Genomic DNA, 23,305 nt, shown 5'->3' with positions numbered 1-23,305 from the left:
TAGTTTCAAGAAAAGGAGAGCGTTGATAAATGCCTACAATTAATCAGTTAATTAGAAAGCCTAGAAAAAGTCAAACGGAGAAGACCGCATCTCCTGCGCTTCAAAATTGTCCTCAAAGAAGAGGAATTTGTACGCGTGTAATGACCGTAACTCCCAAAAAGCCTAATTCAGCTTTAAGAAAAGTAGCGCGTGTTAGACTTTCAAATGGATTTGAAGTAACAGCATATATTCCAGGAATTGGACACAATTTACAAGAACACTCTGTGGTTCTAATTAGAGGTGGTCGAGTTAAAGATTTGCCTGGAGTAAGGTACCATATTGTTAGAGGAGCTAAGGATACCCTTGGCGTTAATAATAGGAAAAAGGGTAGATCTAAGTATGGAACAAAAAAGCCTAAAGCTTAACTGAAAGGTGGGTTAATATTAAATATGTCAAGAAAAAATAAAAAAATCAAAAAGAAAGTTTTTGTTGATACCAGATATAATTCTAGAATTGTTGCAAAGTTTGCAAATAGAATGATGTATGATGGAAAAAAATCAATAAGCGAGAGTATACTTTATAGTTCAATTGATTTGCTTGCCGATAAGCTTGAAGAAAGCGACAAGATGGCTGTTTTTTATAAAGCTTTAGATAATATTAAGCCATTGGTAGAAGTAAGAAGTAGACGAGTGGGTGGTGCTACATATCAAGTTCCTGTTGAAGTTAGAGAAGAGAGAAGAGAAGCCTTGGCTATGAAGTGGATTATTTTTGCTGCTAGAAAGTCTAGCGGTAGGTCTATGAAAGAAAAGTTGTCAAACGAACTTTTAAATGCATATAATTCTACTGGAGCTGCTTTCAAGAAGAAAGAAGATACTCATAGAATGGCTGAAGCAAATAAAGCTTTTACTCATTATAGATGGTAAAAAGACACCTTTTTAAGGTGTCTTTTTTTGTTTATATGCCGTGTATTATGAGATCTATTTTTTGTATTTTTTTATTAAAAGCAAGGAGGATATTTTTATGTTAAAAAAAGTTTATTATTTTTTAATTTTTTTATTTATTGTTGCTTGTTCTAGCTCTGATGATGGCAAGTCGGAGGCAAAAACAGTTTCGCTTATAGTTGATGGTGCTTTTGATGATAAAGGATTTAATGAAAGTTCTTCTAAGGCGATAAGAAAATTAAAGGCAGATTTAAATATAAATATAATTGAAAAAGCATCTACAGGCAATTCTTATTTAGGAGATATTGCAAACTTAGAAGATGGTAATTCAAATTTGATTTGGGGAATTGGGTTTAGATTGTCAGACATTCTTTTTCAAAGAGCTAGCGAGAATGTTTCTGTTAATTATGCAATCATAGAAGGGGTTTATGATGAAATTCAAATACCCAAAAATCTTCTTAATATTAGTTTTAGATCCGAAGAGGTGGCTTTTTTAGCAGGATACTTTGCGTCGAAGGCTTCTAAAACGGGTAAGATTGGATTTGTTGGAGGAGTGAGGGGAAAAGTTTTAGAATCTTTTATGTATGGATATGAAGCTGGTGCTAAGTATGCAAACTCTAATATTAAAGTGGTCTCTCAATACGTTGGTACATTTGGAGACTTTGGACTTGGTCGTTCAACGGCATCTAATATGTATCGAGATGGGGTTGATATCATATTTGCAGCTGCAGGGCTTTCTGGTATAGGGGTAATTGAGGCCGCAAAAGAGTTGGGGCCCGATCATTATATTATTGGAGTCGATCAGGATCAATCATATCTTGCTCCTAACAATGTTATTGTTTCTGCTGTAAAAAAAGTTGATTCATTGATGTATAGTTTAACAAAAAAGTATTTAGAAACTGGAGTTTTGGATGGTGGCAAGACCATGTTTTTAGGGCTTAAAGAAGATGGTCTTGGTTTAGTTTTAAATGAAAACTTAAAATCAAATTATTCTGAGATTTATAACAAATCATTGAAAATTGGGCAAAGTATAATGAATGGTATAATAAAAGTGCCTTATGACAAGGTATCTTATGATAACTTTGTTTTGCAAATGGAAAATTAATTTGATTTTTATTGAGCTGATTTGTGAAAAATCTTTTTAATTCTTTAAAGATGTTTTAAAGGGTTTTTTAATTGTTGTAATTTGAATTTAAATTAATCTTGCAAAAGGGTTTAAATTTGGATATTATGGTGATGTAGGAAAAATTATTTTTCCTACTACTGTGTTTTTATTAATGCTAGAAGTATTTTTTTAAAAGGGATTATTAAAATTTTATTTTATAAATAAAGAATACTACTTGTTAGTAAAATAAAGTTAATATTTTAATTTTTAAAAAATTTAGAATTTTTAAAAAAAATATAAGGAGAGGATTAATTTTGTTTAAAAGATTTATTTTTATTACTTTATCTTTATTAGTATTTGCTTGTTTTAAATCTAATAAAAAGTCTATTAAATCTGACAAAGTTGTTGTAGGTGTTTTGGCTCATGGTAGCTTTTATGATAAAGGCTATAATCAAAGCGTTCATGATGGTGTTGTAAAACTTAGGGATAATTTTGGAATAAAGCTTATAACTAAATCTTTAAGACCTTATCCTATTGAGGGTAAAAGACTTCTTACTGTTGATGAGGCAATGACTGAGGATGCTTATGAGGTTCAAAAAAATCCTTTAAATCTTTTTTGGTTGATTGGATACCGATTTTCTGACTTGTCAGTTAAGCTTTCCTATGAACGTCCAGATATTTATTATGGTATTATAGATGCTTTTGATTATGGTGATATTCAAGTTCCTAAGAATTCCTTGGCTATTAAGTTTAGAAATGAAGAGGCTGCATTTTTAGCTGGGTATATTGCTGCTAAGATGAGCAGAAAAGAAAAGATTGGATTTTTAACAGGTCCTATGAGTGAGCATGTAAAAGATTTTAAGTTTGGTTTTAAGGCTGGAATTTTTTATGCCAATCCTAAATTAAGATTAGTTTCAAAAAAAGCACCTTCTCTTTTTGATAAGGAGAAAGGCAAAGCAATGGCTCTATTCATGTATAAAGAAGATAAAGTAGGCGTTATTTTTCCAATAGCTGGTATAACTGGTCTTGGAGTTTATGACGCTGCTAAGGAGCTTGGACCTAAATATTATGTTATTGGTTTAAATCAAGATCAATCATATATTGCGCCTCAAAATGTTATTACTTCAATAATTAAGGATATTGGTAAGGTTATTTATTCTATTTCATCAGAGTATATTAATAATAGAGTTTTTAAGGGTGGAATTATTATTGATCGGGGGTTAAAGGAAGGAGTAATAGAAATTGTTAAGGATCCCGATGTTTTAAACAATAGGTTGGTTGATGAAGTTATTGATCTAGAAAATAAAATAATAAGTGGAGAAATTATTGTTCCTGATAGTGAATATGCATTTGATTTATTTAAATCAAAGTTATAAACTACTTAAATATAGCTTTGTTTGTAAAGGGGAAATAGTTTATGAATAAAATATTGTTGTTGATTTTGCTTGAGAGTATTGTTTTTTTATCTTGTAGTGGTAAAGGTAGTCTTGGGAGCGAAATTCCTAAGGTATCTTTAATAATTGATGGAACTTTTGATGATAAATCTTTTAATGAGAGTGCTTTAAATGGCGTAAAAAAAGTTAAAGAAGAATTTAAAATTGAGCTTGTTTTAAAAGAATCCTCATCAAATTCTTATTTATCTGATCTTGAAGGGCTTAAGGATGCGGGCTCAGATTTAATTTGGCTTATTGGGTATAGATTTAGCGATGTGGCCAAGGTTGCGGCTCTTCAAAATCCCGATATGAAATATGCAATTATTGATCCTATTTATTCTAACGATCCTATTCCTGCAAATTTGGTGGGCATGACCTTTAGAGCTCAAGAGGGTGCATTTTTAACGGGTTATATTGCTGCAAAACTTTCTAAAACAGGTAAAATTGGATTTTTAGGGGGAATAGAAGGCGAGATAGTAGATGCTTTTAGGTATGGGTATGAAGCTGGTGCTAAGTATGCTAATAAAGATATAAAGATATCTACTCAGTATATTGGTAGTTTTGCTGACCTTGAAGCTGGTAGAAGCGTTGCAACTAGGATGTATTCTGATGAGATAGACATTATTCATCATGCTGCAGGCCTTGGAGGAATTGGGGCTATTGAGGTTGCAAAAGAACTTGGTTCTGGGCATTACATTATTGGAGTTGATGAAGATCAAGCATATCTTGCTCCTGACAATGTAATAACATCTACAACTAAAGATGTTGGTAGAGCTTTAAATATTTTTACATCTAACCATTTAAAAACTAATACTTTCGAAGGTGGCAAATTAATAAATTATGGCCTTAAAGAAGGAGTTGTGGGGTTTGTAAGAAATCCTAAAATGATTTCCTTTGAACTTGAAAAAGAAATTGACAATCTTTCTAGCAAAATAATCAACAAAGAAATTATTGTTCCATCTAATAAAGAAAGTTATGAGAAGTTTCTTAAAGAATTTATTTAAATAAAGAATCAATTTATATATTTTATTTTTAAGTATAAAAAACACATTGGTTTTGTTTGAATAATTGAAATGGAGAAGTGCTTTATATGAGAATTGTAATTTTTATATTCGGTATTTTGTTGACTTCTTGCTTTAGTAGAAATGGAATAGAATCTAGTTCAAAAAAAATTAAGATATCCATGTTGGTAGATGGTGTTCTTGACGACAAATCTTTTAATTCTAGTGCTAATGAGGCTTTATTACGCTTGAAAAAAGATTTTCCAGAAAATATTGAAGAAGTTTTTTCTTGTGCTATTTCTGGAGTTTATTCTAGTTATGTTTCAGATCTTGATAATTTAAAAAGGAATGGCTCAGACTTGATTTGGCTTGTAGGGTACATGCTTACGGACGCATCTTTATTGGTTTCATCGGAGAATCCAAAAATTAGCTATGGAATAATAGATCCCATTTATGGTGATGATGTTCAGATTCCTGAAAACTTGATTGCTGTTGTTTTCAGAGTAGAGCAAGGTGCTTTTTTGGCTGGCTATATTGCAGCCAAAAAAAGCTTTTCTGGCAAAATAGGTTTTATAGGGGGAATGAAGGGTAATATAGTAGATGCATTTCGCTATGGTTATGAATCTGGAGCAAAGTATGCTAATAAAGATATAGAGATTATAAGTGAATATTCCAATTCTTTTTCCGATGTTGATATTGGTAGAACCATAGCTAGTAAAATGTATTCTAAAGGGATAGATGTAATTCATTTTGCAGCTGGTTTAGCAGGAATTGGTGTTATTGAGACAGCAAAAAACCTTGGCGATGGTTACTATGTTATTGGAGCCGATCAGGATCAGTCATATCTTGCTCCTAAAAATTTTATTACTTCTGTTATAAAAAACATTGGGGACGCATTGTATTTGATTACTGGCGAATATATTAAAAATAATAATGTTTGGGAAGGTGGAAAAGTTGTTCAAATGGGATTAAGAGATGGTGTTATTGGGCTGCCTAATGCGAATGAATTTGAATACATAAAAGTTCTTGAGAGAAAAATAATCAATAAAGAGATCATTGTTCCTTGCAATCAGGAGGAATATGAAATTTTTATAAAACAAATATTAAAGTTATAAACTTTTGAAATAGAAAGATTTTAATTTTCCAGTTTTTAATTTTTTAATTATGTTATATTTATTGTGTTATAATAAATAGAAGTACATTTCTGTTGTTTTAGAGGATTTAGCATTGAATAAAAAAATGTTTCCCAAAATTTACTATTATGATCAAGACTTTATTGATATTTATAATAAAAGTTTATCTTGGATTCAAGATAAGGTGATTTTGCAAAAAGTTGCTGATAGGGGCAAAAAAGATAAAAATTATTATTCGGAAAATTGTGATTATATAGATCAGATGCAAGCTTGTATGTCAAGCTTTTTTCTTGTCTATAGTAATGGGGAATATTCATCTACATCTGCAATTGATAAATTTTATCAATTGCAGGAAGAATCTGGTGCAATCAGGGCTAGATATGACAATAACAATGCTATTATTGATCTTGATGAGAATGAAGAGAATATTGGATTTCCTATTTTTGCATGGGCTGAATACAACTTATATCATAAGACAGGAAATAAAAAGAGAATTTCTGAAGTTTTACCAATTCTTGATAAGTATTATAAATGGATAGAGAGCAAATTTTTAAAGGAAAATGGTCTTTATTCAATTGATGTAAATAAAATTTTTTATAAGAACTCCCCAAGAGTAGATGCGTACTATCCTATAGATTTTAATTCATTGCAAGTTCATAATGCATATTGTATTTCTAAATTGGCAGACATTTTAAATGATAAAAATTTATCGCTTGAATACAAAAAACGATTTTTTTCCCTTAAGGTCAAAATTAATTCTTTAATGTGGAGCGAAAAAGATGGATTTTATTATGATCTTGATGTTAATGAAAATATTCTTGAAATCAAGACAATAGTAGGTTTTTTCCCAATGCTTTCTGAGATTCCCAGTGAGGACAGAATAGAAAGAATGATTTTTTATTTAAAAAGTACTAATCATTTTGGGACTCCAAATCCTTTTCCAACACTTTCTGTTAGTGAGCCAGGTTTTAGTGAGGATGGCAATGGATATTATGGTTCAGTTTATACTTATATGAATTTTTTTGTAATCAAAGGGCTTGAATATTGTGGTCGTGCAAATATTGCAAGAGAATTTACTATAAGACATTTGTATTATATATTAGACACTTTAATGCCTTTTAATAAAATTAAGGGGCACATTTGGGAAGCTTATAGACCTATGCAAGAAGGACCTGCATATTTTGATTCTAATAAAAAAACTTATACCGAGAAAGGTCTTATTTGTTATCTTGCACTTTTTAGTATTAGCTTAATGATAGAAAATATTATTGGGCTTACAATTAGTTTGCCTGATAAAACTGTATATTGGAATATACCCACTCTTGAGATTATGGGGATAGAAAGCTTATCTCTTAAAAAGAATCAAACTACAATAATTTGCAATAAGGGGAAAAGAGGTTGGGAAATAAAAATGGAATCTGAAAAACTTTATTATTTTACAATAAATATATTAAATAAAAAAGAAAAAACCCTTCCTATTCCCTCAGGAAGATGTTCTATGTTATTGGATAAGCTTKGATGAATTAGATTCATTAAATGTCTTGTAAAATTTAAATTTTTGGAGGCCTTTTAATGATAGATATTGATGAGTTGAGAATTTTTCTTAAAGAGAAGAGCTATTCTAAAATTAAAGAAAAATTTTTAAAGCAKGATTCCTTKGATATTGCTGAGGCTCTTAAAAGACTTAATGGAACTGAATTGATTTTACTCTACAGATTTTTGCCAAAAAAAATAGCAGTTGAAACTTTTTCTAATTTTGACCAATCTACAAAAAATAAATTAGCAAATTCTTTTACCAATAAAGAAATAAGTGAAATGATTGATGAGCTGAATCTTGATGATGTTATTGACCTTTTGGAAGAGGTTCCTGCAAATGTTGTTCAGAGATTTTTGGCAAGTTCTACAGAAGAGAATAGAGAAATTATTAATAAATTTTTGTCTTACAGTGATGATTCTGCAGGTTCGATCGTAACAATTGAGTATGTTGAGCTTAAAGAAGATTTCACAGTTGGCAAAGCTCTTGATTATATTAGAAGGGTAGCTAAAACCAAAGAAGATATTTACACTTATTATATTACAGATGATGAAAAGCATTTAAAAGGAGTTATAAAAATTGAAGATTTAATATTGGCTAAAGATGATGTTATTCTCTCGTCAATAATGAGAAGTAGTGGGTTTTATATTGTGGGGGTTAATGATGAGAAAGAAGATGTTGCACTTCTTTTTCAAAAACATGATATTACCAGTGTTCCTGTTGTTGATAATGAGGGGAGAATGATAGGGGTTATTATTATTGATGACATTTTAGAGGTTATTCAATCTGTAAATACTGAAGATTTTCAAATGATTGCAGCTGTTAAGCCTTTAGATACATCTTATCTTGATACTTCTATTTTAGTTATGACAAAAAATAGAATAATTTGGCTTTTAGTTCTTATGGTGTCTTCTACTTTTACAGCTACAATTATTTCAAATTATCAAAATTTAATGTTGTCTTTAGTGGTTTTAGCTAATTTTATTCCCCTTTTAATGGATACTTCAGGCAATGCCGGCTCTCAGGCATCTGCGCTAATAATTCGTGAGCTTGCTCTTGGTACTGTCAAGGTAAAAGATTTTTTTAAAGTGTTTTTAAAGGAAATATGTGTTAGCATTCTAGTGGGAGCAATTCTTGCTAGTGTTAATTTTTTAAGAATTGTCTTTTTTGTAGCTCCACACCATTCTGATAAGCTGAAAATAGCTTTTGTAGTTTCATCTTGCTTGATGGTAAGTTTGACAGTAGCAAAGATATTGGGAGGTCTTTTACCCATTGTTGCTAAACTTTTAAAGTTGGATCCAGCACTTATGGCAGGCCCTTTAATCACTACAATTGCAGATGCTATTACTTTAATAGCTTATTTTAATATAGCAAAATGGGTTTTAGTTAGCTATGCTGTTTAAATTTCATTTAAATATGTTGATTGCTATTTTTTTATAATAGGATATTTTTAATGTATGATTGTATTTTTTGTAAAATAATAAACAAAGAGCTTCCTAGTTATAAAGTTTATGAGGACGATTTAGTTTTAGCATTTTTAGATATTAATCCTTTAACTGTTGGGCATACTCTTGTTATTCCCAAAGAACATAGTGAGAGTTTATTAAACATGGATGATAAATTTAACGAGAGAGTTTTAAAGGTATGTAAAAAAATTTCAAATGCTTTAAAAAGAATAAACTCAAGCATTTATGGTGGAATAAATATTTATTCTGCTTTGGGGGCTGGCGCAGGGCAAGAGGTTTTTCATACTCATTTTCATGTAATTCCAAGATTTAAAAACGATGGTTTTGGTTTTAAGAGAGGCAATAAACTTAATCTTGAAGTTGAAAAATTTAAAGAGTTGTCTATGCAAATAAGTATGAATATTTAATTTTATTTTGCCCAAAAGGATTCTTTATGAGAAGAAACTTTTTATTCTTTTTTGTTTTTATGCTTAATGCATTTAGAATTTATTCAGGAATTCCTAGCTATCTTAATGTATACAGTGGAGTTGGGCTTGGTGTTGACAATTTTACTCAAGATTTATTCTTTTATGAAAGACTTAAGTATCAATTTTTCAGTGGAGTTGGTGTTAATGTTTCTCAAAATTTAGCATTTGGTGGAGAATTTAATTTAGATATTAAATTTTTACCAAGCCATACTCCTTATACCAATGAGATTATATTTATGTTGGATGATCAAGCATATTTGAAGCATTCTCTAAATTATTTCATAATAAAAGATGTTTCATTTTCACTGAGAATGTATGGTAATTATTTCTTTTTATCCTATACCCCAATGTTTAGTTTAATCTTTTTTACAGGTTTAAAATTTTCATACATTGGTGCAAAAATTTGTTTTGTAGATTCGCGTGATTGGGTATTATTGGATAATTTTGTTTTGGGAATAGACATTGGAGCTAGAATTAATGTAGATTTTATTTTTTTGGAATATACAATCTCTCCAATTTTTTACAACAAACCTTTACTTTTAAATCAAATGCATAAAATAACATTAGGATTTATTTTTCAGTTTGATGTAGCAACAAAAAATGAAAGCGAAATACTTTCTATTTTGTAAATTTTATGAGCTAAGGATATTTTAAATTTTCTTCTTTAATATTGTTTAATATTTGTAAGTATTTAGAAGATTCATATTTAGCCATATCAAGGTTATGTTCTTTGTAATTTCCGCATTCCTTATCACTTGCGCCTGGGATAGGTTCTGAAAAATTTACGATTTCGGAAAAAAGCCATGAGACTAAGTCAACAAGATCTTTACTTTCATAGTCTCCAAAAATTATTAAGTAAAAACCAGTTCTGCATCCCATAGGGCCAAAATATACTATTTTTTCGGTCCAAACTTCATTATTTCTAAGTAAAGTAGCTCCTATGTGCTCTATTGTATGTATTGCTGCGTTTTCAATTATTGGTTCGATGTTGGGAGCTTTGATTCTAATGTCTATTGTAGTAAATATTACATTTTCAAAGGTATCTTTTCTTGAGACATATATGCCAGGGTTGAGTTTTGTATGATCTATTGTAAAGCTTGTTATTTTTTTCATTTTTTTAGCGCTGTTTGTATTTTTTTTACAAAATCTAATTTTTCCCATTCAAATTCATTTTTTCCAAAATGACCATAAGTGCAAGTTTTAAGATATATGGGTTGTTTTAGTTTTAATTTTTCAATTATACCGTTGGGAGTTAAATCGAAGTTATTAACAATAAAATTTAATATTTTGTTTGCATATTTAGGATCATTTATTCCCCCAGTTATTTGAATAGATATTGGGTTTTCAATTCCAATTGCATATGCGAGCTGTAGTTCAAATTCTTTAGAAATTCCGGCTGCCACCATATTTTTTGCAATATATCTTGCCATGTAGGCAGCTGATCTATCTACTTTTGTGGCATCTTTTCCGCTGTATGCTCCCCCTCCGTGTCTTGCAAATCCTCCATAGCTATCTGCAATAATTTTTCTTCCTGTAAGCCCAGTGTCTCCGGTAGGGCCTCCAATTACAAAATTTCCAGAAGGATTAATGCAATAAGCAGTATTTTCATCAAGCATTGACTTGTCTTGAACAGTGGGCTTGATGATTTCTTCAATTATTGTTTGTTGTATTAGTTTTTGGGAGATGTTTGGATGGTGTTGATGAGAGACTATAATATTTTTTATTTTTACAGGGTTTCTGTTTTTATCGTATTCTATGGTAACTTGAGATTTTGAGTCAGGCCTTAACCATTTTATTGCTCCTGATTTTCTAAGATTGCTAGCTTTTTTTAGAATTGAATTGGCTAGTTCATAAGGAGCAGGTAAAAAATTTTTTGTTTCATCGCAGGCATATCCAAATATTATTCCCTGATCCCCTGCTCCAAGGGCATTGGATCCCTTTTTTTCAATTGCGTTTATAATGTCACGTGATTGATTGCCAATAGCGTCTATTACCGTTATTGTTTTGTAATCAAGCCCATAATCAATATTTGTATAGCCTATATCTTTGATGATATTCTTAGCAACCTCTTTTATATCTATGTTTTTTTTTACAGGACTATTTATTTCTCCTGCTATTACTACTAAATTTTGTGCAATTATGACCTCGCAAGCTACTTTTGCATTTTTATCTTCTTTTAGTATTTCATCAAGGATGGCATCAGAGATTTGATCTGCAATTTTGTCTGGATGTCCTTCAGATACAGCCTCAGAAGTTAAAGTTTGGTTCGCTGCTATTATTTTATTCATATTAGCCTAATAAGTTCCTTTGTCATTTTGCTTGAATTTATTGATGATGTTTTTAAAAATTTATTAAAGTCTATATGGTTGTCTTTATTGTTTGGTAGATCAGAAATTGAACGAATTATTATGAATGGTATTTTAAATATGTGTGCTACTTGAGCTATTGCAGCTCCTTCCATATCTACAGCTAAAGCATCTTTGAAATTTTTTTTAATTGTTTCAAGATTTTTTTCATTGTCAACAAATTGATCTCCTGTTAGTATTAAGCCAATATGGATATCAATGTTTAAAAGCTTGTTGTCAACAATATTGGCCACTTTTTTAAGTAGCTCTTCATCTGCTTTAAACTTTTGTGGCAAATTAGGGACTTGTCCTATTTTGTGTCCAAACTTAGTTAAGTCAAAGTCATAGTATGCTGTTTCTGAGGATACTATAATGTCTAATATTTTAAGGTTAGAGTTTTCTTTTATCCCCCCAGAACTTCCAGAGTTTATTATGTGAGTGATTTTATACTTAGAGATAATTTGACTACTCCAAGTTGCTGCGTTAACTTTTCCAATTCCTGTAGTTAAAGATATTACATCTTTTCCTAGAATTTTTCCTTTATAAATCTTTTTATTTTCTAAGTAGTCGTTTAATACAATTTCTTCTTTGTTGTCAAGTATTTTATTTATTTCTTCTGATTCTTCTTGCATAGCTGATATTATCAAAATCATATTTTTTCTCCTTTTAAGTGTCTTATATAATATCTATTAAAGAATATTTATTTTTAATTAGCTCTATTTCATTTTGATTGAGTATTTTTTTTATTCCTGTATTTGTATTTGGTATAGATTGAACACTAGATTGTTCATTTTTGTCTATAACTTTTCCATTTTTTATTATGTAGTTGATGTATGGAAGATTTGGGTTAGACTCATCTATATCTACTATTTTGGCTATAGAATTGTCATTAAGTTCTACAATAAAGTCTAAGGGACAAGAAGATATTGCATTGATTATTAGCTTCAAAACCCTTTTGTCAAATTTTTTGTCAGCATCTTTGATTAATTCAATAATAGATGCTCCAGAATTAAAAGATTTTTTGTATGCCTTATCTAAAATGATAGCAGAATAGGCACTAGCAGCGCCTATTATATTTGATTCTATGCTGATATTTTCACTTGTTAATCCTTTAGGATAGCCAGTTCCGTCTAGATTTTCTTTATGTGTTAAAAGTGTCAAACATATTGATCGTGATAAGTTACTCGTTGAAGCTATTTTGTAGCTTATTATGGGATATTTTTTTATTATTTCTAGTTCTTCCTCAGTTAATGCTTCTTTTTTTTCGCTGATTTTTGATGGAATAAATAAAAATCCTATTTTATGTAAAAGAGCAATACTACAAAGCTCTACTGTTTTATAGTTATTTAGTCCCATTTCATTGCCAAGGGCTACTGTTAGGATAGCTGTATTTACCGAATGAATAATGTGATAGTTTGCAGAAAGCTTGGGAATTCTAAAATATTTGATAAAAATTTTCTTCTGTTTCTTGTAAAATTCTATTACTTTTTTTACAGTAGGCATAATATCTTGGTAATATATTTTTTTATTTCTTTTGCAATTTTCATAAATTTCTTCTAAATTGCTTATTATTACATGATAACTGGAAATAGCCTCTTCGTTGAATTTTTTGTGTATTTCTTCATATTCTTTTTTAACAGAATCGTCACTGAAAAAATTTTTTCTCTCTTTAATGTATGACTTTAGATTCCATTTTTCAATAAGCTCAATGTTTTTGTCTCCAATAAATGCATTCTCAGGCCAAACTAAAAATTCCTTGTCTATTAAATATGATGAATTTTTTATATTTTTAATAATGCTTTCAGAATTTTGCATTTATTCCCTTGAAATTAAGCTCTATTAACCATGTATATCATATTATTTATTAATTGTCTATCTATTAGTATAATGTATTTATTATATCTCAATTTTTGAATTAAGCTTTTTTGAAGAGATTTTTATGGTAGAAAAAATACGCTTAGGTTTTAATATTATTTTTCTTGGATTATTTATTTATTTTCTGGCAATTTTAAGATTTCAAATGAAATTAAGCTTCATTTTGTTTAATTACCAATTTATTGTAGTTTATTTTTTATTAGTGATTGTTTTTAATGTTATTTATTCCCAATATTTTTTTCCAAGATTGTATTTTATTTTAAATGGGATGGAAGATGCATTCACTTTTTTGAAGCTTAAAATGGTTCGCAAAAAGCTTAAAAGTGTTTTTGAAATATCTATTCTTCTTAGGTTTATTTTAATAAAACAAGATAAAAAAAGCCTTGATGAGCTTTATTTTTATTTAAAAGACACTAGATTAAGACATAAAACAATAATAGAGCTTTATTCTGTTCTTATTAGCTTTAGAGAAAAAGAAAAGGCTTCTAGTTTAATTTTAAATTACAAGTACAGTAGAAATAAGTGGGTGAAATATTGTGAGGCTCTTAGTATGTTGTCATTTGAAGAGCACTCAAAGCTAAAAGAGTTGGTAAATTTTTTAGATAAGTTTTTTTTGAAAAATGATATTTTTACTATTTATTTTTATTATTTATTGCGAAAATCAAAAACATCTTTTGATTTGCTTGAAAGCAAGAAAATTGAGATTAGAAATCGATACTATAAATTTAAAAACAGGATAGATTCTAAGCATACAAAGCTACTTGGTTCGAATTTATTTTTTGTTGTTTTTTATTATATTTATGATTTTTCTAAAAAAGATGTTTTTTATTAAAGGAGTTGTGTTTTGAGTACAAGAGTTCGTTATGCGCCTTCTCCAACGGGTTTACAACATATTGGCGGGATTAGAACAGCTTTGTTTAATTATTTTTTTGCAAAGTCTTGCGGAGGTAAATTTTTGCTTAGAATTGAGGATACAGATCAGAGCAGGTATTCTCCAGAAGCTGAAAATGATCTTTATTCAAGTCTTAAATGGCTTGGCATTTCTTTTGATGAAGGCCCTGTTGTAGGGGGTGATTATGCGCCTTATGTTCAGTCTCAAAGAAGTGCAATATATAAGCAATATGCTAAATATTTGATTGAATCTGGGCATGCTTATTATTGTTATTGCAGTCCCGAAAGGCTTGAAAGAATTAAGAAAATTCAAAATATTAATAAGATGCCACCTGGATATGATAGGCATTGCAGGAATTTAAGTAATGAAGAGGTTGAGAATGCACTAATTAAAAAAATCAAGCCTGTTGTTAGATTTAAAATTCCTTTAGAAGGAGATACCAGCTTTGATGATATTTTACTTGGAAGGATTACATGGGCGAATAAAGACATTAGTCCTGATCCTGTAATTCTTAAGTCAGATGGATTGCCGACTTATCATCTTGCCAATGTTGTTGATGATTATTTAATGAAAATTACCCATGTATTAAGGGCTCAAGAATGGGTTTCTTCAGGTCCATTGCACGTACTTCTTTATAAGGCTTTTAAATGGAAACCCCCTATTTATTGTCACCTTCCAATGGTTATGGGAAATGATGGTCAAAAATTAAGCAAAAGACATGGCTCAACAGCTTTAAGACAGTTTATTGAAGATGGGTATCTTCCAGAGGCTATTATTAATTATGTTACTTTGCTTGGCTGGTCTTACGACGATAAGAGAGAATTTTTTTCAAAAAATGATCTTGAGCAATTTTTTTCAATTGAGAAGATCAATAAATCTCCTGCTATTTTTGATTATCATAAATTGGATTTTTTCAATAGCTACTATATTAGAGAAAAAAAAGATGAAGATTTATTTAATCTTTTACTCCCTTTTTTCCAAAAAAAAGGGTATGTTTCTAAGCCTAGTACTTTGGAAGAAAATCAAAAATTAAAGTTATTAATTCCTCTTATAAAGAGTAGAATTAAAAAATTAAGTGATGCTTTAAATATGACTAAATTTTTTTATGAGGACATTAAATCTTGGAATTTAGATGAGTTTTTAAGTAGAAAAAAAACAGCTAAAGAAGTTTGTTCTATTTTAGAATTAATAAAGCCTATTTTAGAAGGGTTTGAAAAAAGATCATCAGAAGAAAATGATAAAATTTTTTATGATTTTGCTGAGAGTAATGGTTTTAAATTGGGAGAAATTCTTCTTCCTATTAGAATTGCAGCGCTTGGTAGCAAAGTCTCTCCGCCGCTTTTTGATTCTTTAAAATTGATAGGCAAGTCTAAAGTTTTTGAAAGAATAAAATTAGCACAGGAATTTTTAAGAATAAATGAATAGCTATTAAGGATATTTTTATGGTTAGAATGGAAGATATTATTTCTCTTGCAAAAAGAAAAGGATTTGTATTTCAGTCTTCAGAGGTTTACGGGGGCCTTTCAGGAGCTTGGGATTATGGTCCTTTGGGGGTTGAGCTTAAAAAGAATATAAAGAAAGAGTGGTGGAAGAGCATGGTGTACTTGCATGAAAATATTGTAGGTTTAGATAGTGCTATTTTTATGCGCCCTGAAATTTGGAGAGCATCTGGTCATGTTGATGGTTTTTCGGATTCTATGGTTGATTGCAAAGATTGTAAAAGTAGATTTAGAGCTGATTTTATTGATTTGTCAAAAAATTGTCCGAATTGCAAAGTTGGAAATAATTTTACCTCCCCAAGAAGTTTTAATTTAATGTTTAAGACCCACATTGGAGTAGTGGAGGATAGTTCTAGTGAAGTTTATTTAAGGCCTGAGACAGCACAAGGAATTTTTGTTAATTTTAGAAATGTTTTGGATTCTTCAAGGCTTAAGATTCCTTTTGGGATTGCTCAGGTAGGTAAAGCGTTTAGAAATGAGATAGTTACTAAAAATTTTATATTTAGAACTTGTGAGTTTGAGCAAATGGAAATGCAGTTTTTTGTTCATCCCAAGCAAATAGACGAGTGGTTTTGTTATTGGCAGCAAAATAGAATGAATTTTTTTATAGAAACTCTTAAAATTAGTCCCGATAGATTAAGATTTAAGGCGCATGATTCAACGCAGCTTGCTCATTATGCAAAAGCTGCATTTGATATTGAGTATGAATTTCCGTTTGGATTTCAGGAAGTAGAAGGAATTCACAATAGAGGTAATTATGATTTAACTCAGCACGCTAAATTTTCTAATAAGCCCAAAGTATTTGAGTATCATGATTTGTTGACAAAAGAGAAATATGTGCCTTATGTTATTGAGACTTCTGCTGGTCTTACAAGGTCTGTTTTAATGACTCTTTGTGATGCTTATTCTGAGGAAGAGCTCTCAGATGGAGACAAGCGTATTGTTTTACGCTTACATCCCAAGTTGGCTCCTTACAAGATTGCTATATTTCCTCTTGTTAAAAAAGTTGAGCTTACTGAGATTGCTAGAAGGATTTATATGGAGCTTTGCGATGATTTTCATATATTTTACGATGATAGTGGAACAATAGGTAAAAGGTATAGACGTCAAGACGAAATAGGAACTCCTTATTGCGTAACAATAGATTACAATACGATTGAGGATGAGACAGTTACTGTTAGAGAAAGAAATAGCATGACTCAGAAGAGAATTTTTATTAATGATTTATATTCATACATTAAAACAGAGATTTTAAATTACAAAGAGGATTTTAATAAATGAATCTTGCTTTAAGTCTTTTACATAAACGCGGATTTTTAAAGCAATGTACATCTTTAAAAGTTTTAAGTGATTTAATGGATAGGGAAAAAATAGTTTTTTATGCAGGAGTTGATGCAACATCTAGTTCTCTTCATATTGGCCATTTGATTCCCTTTTTAGCAATGATGCATCTTAGGCAACACGGGCACATGCCAATTGTTTTGATTGGAGATTCTACAGCAAAAATAGGCGATCCTTCTGGAAAAAGTGAGATGAGAAAGATTTTATCTTCAGAAGAGATTGGCAATAATGCTTTGTTGATAAAAAATCAACTTCAAAGAATAACTAAGTTTACTTCAGAATGTTTTATTCATAATTCAAATTGGTTAGATAATCTCAATTATATTGAATTTTTAAGAGATGTTGGCATGCATTTTTCTGTTAATCGTATGTTAAGCTTTGAAACTTATAAAAGAAGGATGGATTTCGGACTTTCATTTATTGAGTTTAATTATCAACTTTTGCAGTCTTATGATTATTATATGCTTAATAAAATTAAAAATTGCCGACTTCAAATTGGTGGTGATGATCAATGGGGGAATATTATTTCAGGGGTTGACCTAATTAGAAAAAAAAATGGATCAGAAACTTTTGGGCTTACTTTTCCATTAATTACAAGAAGTGATGGAAAAAAGATGGGTAAATCAGAAAAAGGCGCTGTTTATCTTGATTCTAATCTTTTTAGTATTTATGATTTTTATCAGTATTTTAGAAATACTTCAGATTCTGATGTGAAAACTTTTTTATATCTTTTTACTTTTTTAGAAGAAGATGAGATTGAATTAATTTCAAATTTTAAGGGGAATTCTTTAAATAAGGCCAAAGAGATTTTGGCTTTTGAGATAACTAAAATTGTTCACGGAGAGGCAGAAGCCTTGAAAGTTCAAGAGGCATCTTTTGCCGCATTTAGGGGAAGTGGAGATAGGAGCAATATTCCATTTTTTAAATTTAGCTTTTCTAGCCTAAAAGAAGAGATATTATTGGTTGATTTAATGTTAGATTCAAAAATTGTGCCCAGCAAATCAGAAGGCAGAAGATTGATTGATTCTGGAGGTGTTTATATTAATGGTAAAAGGGTAGAAAGTCAGAGTCACCTTCTTACCAAAAAGGATTTTAATAACAATGAAGTTGAATTAAGAGTAGGTAAAAAAAAATTTTTACGAATTGTTATATAGTTGATTTTGGATGTATGATAGAAGAGCTTTAAATTGTTTATTTTTTAACACCTTTTTGTTTTTCATGGAATCTAGGCACCTTGTGTTTACAGAAGAGCACATTTTTTATGGGCTTATTAAAAGTGATAAAGTTAAAGAACTACTTAATTTGTGTGCAATTGATTTTTATAAACTTAATAAACAACTAGAAGAATTTTTTAGTAAACTTCCCTTAAGAGGCAATTATATCCCAGACTATGTTTCTAGTATGGATTATTTGTATGACGATATAATTAGTGTTCTTTTTTTTTATAAAAAACCTTATAAAATACAAGAAAAAGATCTATTGTGGGTGCTTGTCAAAAAAAGAAAAAATAGTATTTTAGATGCGCTGCTTAGCTCGGGTTTTAATTTGACTATTTTTGATAAACTTATTGAAGCTCATGATTATTTAGCTGTAAATACTAAATCTGCCTCAGGCGACAGTGAATTAATTGCAGAATATATTCATAATAATGCGCCAAAAAGGAAAGGAGGCTTTCATATTTTTGATGATAAGCGTGATGAATTGGATCAAAATAATATTTTCTTAGAAAGTAAAGACTCTATTGGTAATTTTTTAACAAACGTTATTGATACTTTGGATTTAAAATACAATCCTTTAATTGGTAGAAGTCAAGAATTATCTCGGTTAATCCAGGTGATACTTAGGAAGCATAAAAGTAATCCTATTTTGTTTGGAGAGCCTGGTGTTGGAAAAACAGTATTAATCCAAGGTCTTGCATATAAAATAAAAATAGAGAATGTTCCAAAGGATTTAATAGGGTATGAAATCTATTCTCTTGATATTGGTAGGCTTGTTTCGGGTACTAAATATAGGGGAGATCTTGAGAGTAGGGTGAATAGGGTTTTAGATTTTTTAAGCTCAAGAAAAAAAGTTATGCTTTTTATTGATGAAATCCATATGATAGTAGGGGCAGGGGCTACTTCATTTGGCAGTATGGATATTTCCAATTTGTTAAAACCCATTCTCACTTTAGGAAAAATTAAATTTATTGGAGCTACTACAGAATATGAATATAGAAAATTTTTTTTAAAAGATAAGGCCTTAATGAGAAGGTTTCAGAGTATAGAGCTCAAAGAGCCTAATTTTGAAGACGCTTATAATATTTTGCAGGAGATTAAAAAAGATTACGAGAGGTATCATAATGTGGAATATACAGACGAGGCAATACAAGCTTGCATTCTCATGTCTCAAAAATATATTAAAGATAGATTTCTTCCAGACAAAGCTTTTGATATTTTAGATGAATTAGGCTCTAAGTTTAAGCTTGAAAATATAAAAAGGATTATAACAAAAGATGATGTTTGCGATCTGATTAAATCTATTGTTGGTTCTAATATTTTTAATTTTGAAGAGTATGATGGTGAATTGCTAATTAATTTAGAAAATAGAATAAAAAAAGAACTTATTATACATGATAACTTGGTACTTGATTTGATATTAAATATTAAATTATTAAAATTCAATTTGCTTGCCAATAGAAGTACTATTGGAATATTTGCCTTTATTGGTGCTTCTGGGTCAGGAAAATGCAAATTGATGGATATTTTATCAGAAGAGTTTAAAATTCCTAAATTTAGTCTTAACATGGGTGAGTATAATGATTTTAATTCTCTTGATAGATTGATTGGGCCTGTTTTAAGTAATGAAGGATATTATGAATCTACCAGATTTTTTAAATTTTTGAACAAATCTTCTAATTCTATTATTTTCCTATCAGATTTTGATAAATGTAATAAAAGGGTTTTAGATTTTTTTTTAGAGGGGTTTAAAACAGGTAAACTTTTTGATGGTCTTGGAAAAAAGGTAAGCTTATCAGAAAGTTTAATAGTAATAAGTATCAATGCTGAGAGCAAAGAGCTTAATAGCATTGGTTTTAGAAATAAAATGGCGGGGGAAAATGATTTTAACTTTATATTAAAGAAGAGATTGCCCAATGAGTTTTTAGAATTAATAGATCATGTGTTTGTATTTAAATCTATTGATGAGTTAGATTTTGAAAAAATCATTTTTAATGAACTTAATTATTTTGCAAGGATATTAAGAGATAGAAAATTTGATGTTTTTTTTGAAAAAAGTGTTGTTGATTATATTCGAGAAAAGATTTATGGAAAGGGGTACAGCTTAAAAAGTGTTAGAAAATTTATATTCAAAGAATTGGGAAAGCTTTTAATAGATGAAATTCTTTTTAAGAAAATTGAAAATTCTGGTAAAATAAAAATCTATTTAGATGAAACAATAAAATATGAGTTTTTATAAGGTTATAGGGGGAGTATTTATGAAAATATCAGTAATAGGGGCAGGTGCTTGGGGAACAGCTATTTCAAAGTCTTTGGCAGATAAATTTGATTTTAATATTTTTTTATGGGTCTTTGAAGAAGATGTTAAGAATGATATTAATAATGATAATGTTAATACTAAATATTTAAAGGGAATTAAATTGCCAAAAAATTTAGTTGCAAGTTCAGATTTATTTGAAGTTGTAACAATGTCTGATTATATTTTCATTGCAACACCTTCTCTTTTTACCGTTGATATTTTAAAAAAATTGGATCAATTTTTACATTTTCTGGAGATAAAACCAAAGCTAGCAATACTTACAAAAGGGTTTATTACTTTTGATGGTAAAACTCAGACAGTTATTGAAGCTGCTGAGAGAATTATGAAAGGATATAAAGACGAAATTACTTATATTGTTGGTCCAAGTCATGCTGAGGAAGTTGGGCTTGGTGTGATAACAGGGCTTGTTGCGGCTAGTAATAACAGAGAAAATGCATATTTGTTTATTAATTTATTTAGTAAAACCCCAATTTCTTTATTTTATAGCAACGATGTTTTTGGGGTGCAAATAGCAGCAGCTTTAAAAAATGTGTTTGCTATTGCATTTGGAATTTTGGATGCCTATAAATTGAATTATCCTAATTTAATAGGTAATAATACAGAATCATTTTTATTTTCAATATCCTTAAATAATATAAAAGATATTGCAATGGAGCTTGGGGGAAGAAATATTGAAACGTTTTTATTTTTGTCTGGTTCTGGCGATTTAGATGTTACTTGTAGAAGCATGTTTGGAAGAAATAGACGATTTGGCAATGAAATTGTTAGCAAAAACATTTTAGAAAGCTTTTTAAGTATAGATGACTTGATAAGTAATATTGAAAAAATTGGATATTTACCAGAGGGAGTTTTGGCTGCTAAATCAATTTTTTTCTTTTTTAAACAATTAAATCGTGATCTCAATCCTAATAGTTTGTTAAGCGTTATATATAAAATTTTGAATAAAGAGTTGGAGCCCAAATCTGTTATTGAGTATATGAGAGATGTTAGACAATAAAATAAAGCCTCTGCAGAGGCTTTATTGTTTTTGCTCATTCATCATATATAAAATTTTATTATAAACATCCTCGATTATTTCAAAATTTATTACAACTTCTGTAAGTTCATTAGATTTAATAGTTCCTATTATGTTGTCATTTTTTGTTAAATCGTCTCTTTTGACTAAAGAATTGCTGTCTACTAAAATTTTTATTCTTGTTAGGTCTTTGTCTATGTTTTTAATATTTTTAATTCCCCCGAAGCATTCTACAATATGCTCTGCTACTTTAATTTTATTTATTTTTTCTAAATCTGCCATAGTAATTTTATTCTCTGTAGAAAGCTTTATATGCTAAGTAAGCATTGTATAAATCAAATTTAGAAGTTATTTCCATTGGAGAATGCATACTTATAACAGCAGGCCCCATGTCTATTGTTCTTATTCCATAGCCAGCTAAGAATTTAGCAACAGTTCCTCCTCCTCCTTCTTCTACTTTTCCGAGTGTTGCTACTTGCCAGGCTATATTGTTTTTATTTAATAATTGTCTAATATAAGAAACAAGCTCAGCATCAGCATCGCTTGCCATACTTTTTCCACCATGTCCTGTGTATTTCATTATAGGTATTCCATAGCCAAGTTGGGGAGCGTTTTGTTCGTCATGAACTGAACTAAATAGTGGGTTTATTGCTGCACAAACATCAGCAGAAATGCTTTTTGAATTCCACAAAGCTTTTTGGACGTGAAGATTGTTGTATTCTGATTTTTTAATTTTGAAGATCATGTCAGAAACAAAATATTCAAGATATCTTGAGTCTAGTCCGGTTGAACCTGTTGAACCAATTTCTTCTTTATCTACAAGAAAGCAAATGGCTGTTTTATTTGGAGTCTCTTCAAGATCAAATATGGATTCTAGTGAAGTGAAGACGCATATTTTGTCATCTTGTCCGTAAGCCCCAATTAACGCTTTGTCAAATCCAACGTCTTTTGCTGTTCCTGCAGGCACTATTTCAATTTCTGATGATACAAAGTCCTCTTCTTCTATTTTGTATTTTTCTTTTATTAGTTGCAAAGTTGCCAGTTTAACTTTATTTTTTTCTTTTGTTTCGATTGGCAGGCTTCCAATTAAAATTTTTAGATTTTCCCCTTCAACAATTTCATCTGATTTTTTATTTCTTTGTATTTTTCTATCAAGATGAGGCAAGATGTCGGGAATTACAAATACAGGATCGTTTTCATTGTCTCCAATATTGATTTCAACCTTTTCTCCATTTTTTAAAAATACCACCCCTCTTATTGAAAGGGGTGTAGATAACCACTGATACTTTTTTATTCCCCCATAATAGTTGGTTTTAATAAATGTAAGTTCATTTTCTTCAGAGATTGGTGAGGGTTTTGCATCAAGTCTTGGTGAATCTGTGTGAGAAACAATAAAATTCATTCCATCTTCAATGGGATTTTTGCCAATAATAGCAAAAGCAACAGATTTTTCTCTACAGGTATAAAAAATTTTATCACCTGGCATTAAATTTTTTTTCTCTTCAGCGTTAATAAACCCCAATTTTTTTGCTTTATCTAGGGCATAGGCTGTAACTTCTCTTTCTGTTTTGAATTTGCTTATAAATTTTTTGTAACTTTCAGAAAAATTTAAAATTTGATTTTTTTCTTCTTCATTTAAATATATCCATGGATTTTGTTTTTTCATATTAATAAGACCTCCTGTTTCATTTTAACATTTTAATTGTTTTTAAAGTGTGTACAAAATAAATTATTTATTGTAA

At 29.7% G+C, this 23,305-nt stretch carries 22 protein-coding genes; 16 read left to right on the top strand and 6 right to left on the bottom strand.

Going from position 1 to position 23,305, the window contains the following annotated elements; translation table 11 throughout:
• Positions 1 to 29: 29 nt before the first annotated feature.
• The 10 genes from rpsL to BB_RS01860 all read left to right on the top strand — a co-directional run bounded on the left by rpsL (position 30) and on the right by BB_RS01860 (position 9,688).
• Positions 30 to 404 carry a 30S ribosomal protein S12 gene (rpsL, locus tag BB_RS01905; protein ID WP_002656492.1) on the top strand — a complete coding sequence of 125 codons (375 nt, stop codon included), beginning with the start codon at positions 30 to 32 and terminating at the stop codon, positions 402 to 404.
• Between the two features lie 24 nt (positions 405 to 428).
• Positions 429 to 902 carry a 30S ribosomal protein S7 gene (gene rpsG, locus BB_RS01900; protein ID WP_002556981.1) on the top strand — a complete coding sequence of 158 codons (474 nt, stop codon included), beginning with the start codon at positions 429 to 431 and terminating at the stop codon, positions 900 to 902.
• Positions 903 to 999: 97 nt separating this feature from the next.
• Complete coding sequence (gene bmpD, locus BB_RS01895) at positions 1,000 to 2,025, top strand: nucleoside ABC transporter substrate-binding protein BmpD (RefSeq protein ID WP_002656205.1); 1,026 nt, start codon at positions 1,000 to 1,002, stop codon at positions 2,023 to 2,025.
• 314 nt (positions 2,026 to 2,339) lie between these two features.
• Positions 2,340 to 3,401 (top strand): nucleoside ABC transporter substrate-binding protein BmpC, encoded by a 1,062-nt coding sequence (bmpC, locus tag BB_RS01890; protein WP_002657842.1) that lies wholly within the window; start codon positions 2,340 to 2,342, stop codon positions 3,399 to 3,401.
• Positions 3,402 to 3,442: 41 nt separating this feature from the next.
• Complete coding sequence (gene bmpA, locus BB_RS01885; RefSeq protein ID WP_002656850.1) at positions 3,443 to 4,462, top strand: nucleoside ABC transporter substrate-binding protein BmpA; 1,020 nt, start codon at positions 3,443 to 3,445, stop codon at positions 4,460 to 4,462.
• A gap of 86 nt (positions 4,463 to 4,548) precedes the next feature.
• Positions 4,549 to 5,574, top strand: a complete 1,026-nt coding sequence (gene bmpB / locus BB_RS01880; RefSeq protein WP_010889740.1) for a nucleoside ABC transporter substrate-binding protein BmpB — start codon at positions 4,549 to 4,551, stop codon at positions 5,572 to 5,574.
• Positions 5,575 to 5,686: 112 nt separating this feature from the next.
• Positions 5,687 to 7,114 carry an MGH1-like glycoside hydrolase domain-containing protein gene (locus tag BB_RS01875; protein WP_010889739.1) on the top strand — a complete coding sequence of 476 codons (1,428 nt, stop codon included), beginning with the start codon at positions 5,687 to 5,689 and terminating at the stop codon, positions 7,112 to 7,114.
• Positions 7,115 to 7,164: 50 nt separating this feature from the next.
• A complete protein-coding gene (gene mgtE / locus BB_RS01870) occupies positions 7,165 to 8,529 on the top strand; it encodes a magnesium transporter (RefSeq protein WP_010889738.1) in 1,365 nt (454 codons plus the stop codon).
• 50 nt (positions 8,530 to 8,579) lie between these two features.
• Positions 8,580 to 8,999: an HIT family protein gene (locus BB_RS01865; protein WP_002656400.1), complete on the top strand. Its 420-nt coding sequence runs from the start codon at positions 8,580 to 8,582 to the stop codon at positions 8,997 to 8,999.
• A 26-nt stretch (positions 9,000 to 9,025) separates the two neighbouring features.
• The gene (locus BB_RS01860) at positions 9,026 to 9,688 is read left to right on the top strand and encodes a hypothetical protein (protein WP_002665195.1); all 663 of its coding nucleotides are present in this window, start codon (positions 9,026 to 9,028) and stop codon (positions 9,686 to 9,688) included.
• Positions 9,689 to 9,698: 10 nt separating this feature from the next.
• Here the strand turns inward: BB_RS01860 and BB_RS01855 are convergent, their stop codons facing one another.
• The 4 genes from BB_RS01855 to pdeB are packed head-to-tail and all read right to left on the bottom strand — an operon-like array spanning position 9,699 to position 13,219.
• Entirely contained in the window at positions 9,699 to 10,172 is a 474-nt protein-coding gene (locus BB_RS01855) for an S-ribosylhomocysteine lyase (RefSeq protein ID WP_002656744.1), read from the bottom strand.
• Positions 10,169 to 11,347: a methionine adenosyltransferase gene (gene metK, locus BB_RS01850; protein ID WP_002663127.1), complete on the bottom strand. Its 1,179-nt coding sequence runs from the start codon at positions 11,345 to 11,347 to the stop codon at positions 10,169 to 10,171. Before metK ends, BB_RS01855 begins: the two co-directional genes overlap by 4 nt.
• Positions 11,344 to 12,057: a 5'-methylthioadenosine/adenosylhomocysteine nucleosidase gene (locus tag BB_RS01845; RefSeq protein WP_002556970.1), complete on the bottom strand. Its 714-nt coding sequence runs from the start codon at positions 12,055 to 12,057 to the stop codon at positions 11,344 to 11,346. Before BB_RS01845 ends, metK begins: the two co-directional genes overlap by 4 nt.
• Positions 12,058 to 12,079: 22 nt before the next feature.
• A complete protein-coding gene (gene pdeB / locus BB_RS01840; RefSeq protein ID WP_002556969.1) occupies positions 12,080 to 13,219 on the bottom strand; it encodes a cyclic di-GMP phosphodiesterase PdeB in 1,140 nt (379 codons plus the stop codon).
• Positions 13,220 to 13,343: 124 nt separating this feature from the next.
• Here pdeB and BB_RS01835 point away from each other — a divergent pair, with 124 nt between their 5' ends.
• From BB_RS01835 to BB_RS01810, 6 genes are read left to right on the top strand one after another with little or no spacing between them, the layout of a single operon-like run.
• A complete protein-coding gene (locus BB_RS01835; RefSeq protein WP_010889737.1) occupies positions 13,344 to 14,111 on the top strand; it encodes a hypothetical protein in 768 nt (255 codons plus the stop codon).
• Positions 14,112 to 14,123: 12 nt separating this feature from the next.
• Positions 14,124 to 15,596, top strand: a complete 1,473-nt coding sequence (gene gltX, locus BB_RS01830) for a glutamate--tRNA ligase (RefSeq protein WP_002665196.1) — start codon at positions 14,124 to 14,126, stop codon at positions 15,594 to 15,596.
• Between the two features lie 17 nt (positions 15,597 to 15,613).
• The gene (locus BB_RS01825; RefSeq protein WP_002656113.1) at positions 15,614 to 16,951 is read left to right on the top strand and encodes a glycine--tRNA ligase; all 1,338 of its coding nucleotides are present in this window, start codon (positions 15,614 to 15,616) and stop codon (positions 16,949 to 16,951) included.
• Complete coding sequence (gene tyrS / locus BB_RS01820; RefSeq protein ID WP_002656396.1) at positions 16,948 to 18,165, top strand: tyrosine--tRNA ligase; 1,218 nt, start codon at positions 16,948 to 16,950, stop codon at positions 18,163 to 18,165. The genes BB_RS01825 and tyrS overlap by 4 nt, the downstream gene beginning before the upstream one ends.
• A 10-nt stretch (positions 18,166 to 18,175) precedes the next feature.
• Complete coding sequence (locus BB_RS01815; RefSeq protein WP_002665304.1) at positions 18,176 to 20,467, top strand: AAA family ATPase; 2,292 nt, start codon at positions 18,176 to 18,178, stop codon at positions 20,465 to 20,467.
• A gap of 19 nt (positions 20,468 to 20,486) precedes the next feature.
• On the top strand, positions 20,487 to 21,545 hold the full coding sequence (locus BB_RS01810) for an NAD(P)H-dependent glycerol-3-phosphate dehydrogenase (RefSeq protein ID WP_002665278.1): 1,059 nt from the start codon (positions 20,487 to 20,489) through the stop codon (positions 21,543 to 21,545).
• Positions 21,546 to 21,566: 21 nt separating this feature from the next.
• On the opposite strand, the gene BB_RS01805 is transcribed toward BB_RS01810, so the two are convergent.
• Together BB_RS01805 and BB_RS01800 are read right to left on the bottom strand one after the other, a co-directional pair.
• Complete coding sequence (locus tag BB_RS01805; RefSeq protein WP_002657824.1) at positions 21,567 to 21,845, bottom strand: PTS sugar transporter subunit IIB; 279 nt, start codon at positions 21,843 to 21,845, stop codon at positions 21,567 to 21,569.
• Positions 21,846 to 21,852: 7 nt separating this feature from the next.
• A complete protein-coding gene (locus tag BB_RS01800; RefSeq protein WP_002657823.1) occupies positions 21,853 to 23,229 on the bottom strand; it encodes an aminopeptidase in 1,377 nt (458 codons plus the stop codon).
• Positions 23,230 to 23,305 lie beyond the last annotated feature (76 nt).

Source organism: Borreliella burgdorferi B31 (genome assembly GCF_000008685.2).
GTDB classification, from domain to species: domain Bacteria; phylum Spirochaetota; class Spirochaetia; order Borreliales; family Borreliaceae; genus Borreliella; species Borreliella burgdorferi.
The sequence above is the reverse complement of the archived record's forward strand: the minus strand, read 5'-3'. Positions and strand labels throughout refer to the sequence as shown.

What these genes read in the sequence shown, in the direction of transcription:
- BB_RS01845 (WP_002556970.1), bottom strand. Translation starts at nt 12,057, where the DNA reads ATGATTTTGATAATATCAGCTATGCAAGAAGAATCAGAAGAAATAAAT.
- BB_RS01805 (WP_002657824.1), bottom strand. Translation starts at nt 21,845, where the DNA reads ATGGCAGATTTAGAAAAAATAAATAAAATTAAAGTAGCAGAGCATATT.
- BB_RS01835 (WP_010889737.1), top strand. Translation starts at nt 13,344, where the DNA reads ATGGTAGAAAAAATACGCTTAGGTTTTAATATTATTTTTCTTGGATTA.
- bmpA (WP_002656850.1), top strand. Translation starts at nt 3,443, where the DNA reads ATGAATAAAATATTGTTGTTGATTTTGCTTGAGAGTATTGTTTTTTTA.
- BB_RS01865 (WP_002656400.1), top strand. Translation starts at nt 8,580, where the DNA reads ATGTATGATTGTATTTTTTGTAAAATAATAAACAAAGAGCTTCCTAGT.
- BB_RS01815 (WP_002665304.1), top strand. Translation starts at nt 18,176, where the DNA reads ATGTATGATAGAAGAGCTTTAAATTGTTTATTTTTTAACACCTTTTTG.
- BB_RS01860 (WP_002665195.1), top strand. Translation starts at nt 9,026, where the DNA reads ATGAGAAGAAACTTTTTATTCTTTTTTGTTTTTATGCTTAATGCATTT.
- BB_RS01825 (WP_002656113.1), top strand. Translation starts at nt 15,614, where the DNA reads ATGGTTAGAATGGAAGATATTATTTCTCTTGCAAAAAGAAAAGGATTT.
- BB_RS01810 (WP_002665278.1), top strand. Translation starts at nt 20,487, where the DNA reads ATGAAAATATCAGTAATAGGGGCAGGTGCTTGGGGAACAGCTATTTCA.
- pdeB (WP_002556969.1), bottom strand. Translation starts at nt 13,219, where the DNA reads ATGCAAAATTCTGAAAGCATTATTAAAAATATAAAAAATTCATCATAT.
- metK (WP_002663127.1), bottom strand. Translation starts at nt 11,347, where the DNA reads ATGAATAAAATAATAGCAGCGAACCAAACTTTAACTTCTGAGGCTGTA.
- rpsG (WP_002556981.1), top strand. Translation starts at nt 429, where the DNA reads ATGTCAAGAAAAAATAAAAAAATCAAAAAGAAAGTTTTTGTTGATACC.
- BB_RS01800 (WP_002657823.1), bottom strand. Translation starts at nt 23,229, where the DNA reads ATGAAAAAACAAAATCCATGGATATATTTAAATGAAGAAGAAAAAAAT.
- bmpD (WP_002656205.1), top strand. Translation starts at nt 1,000, where the DNA reads ATGTTAAAAAAAGTTTATTATTTTTTAATTTTTTTATTTATTGTTGCT.
- tyrS (WP_002656396.1), top strand. Translation starts at nt 16,948, where the DNA reads ATGAATCTTGCTTTAAGTCTTTTACATAAACGCGGATTTTTAAAGCAA.
- rpsL (WP_002656492.1), top strand. Translation starts at nt 30, where the DNA reads ATGCCTACAATTAATCAGTTAATTAGAAAGCCTAGAAAAAGTCAAACG.
- bmpB (WP_010889740.1), top strand. Translation starts at nt 4,549, where the DNA reads ATGAGAATTGTAATTTTTATATTCGGTATTTTGTTGACTTCTTGCTTT.
- BB_RS01855 (WP_002656744.1), bottom strand. Translation starts at nt 10,172, where the DNA reads ATGAAAAAAATAACAAGCTTTACAATAGATCATACAAAACTCAACCCT.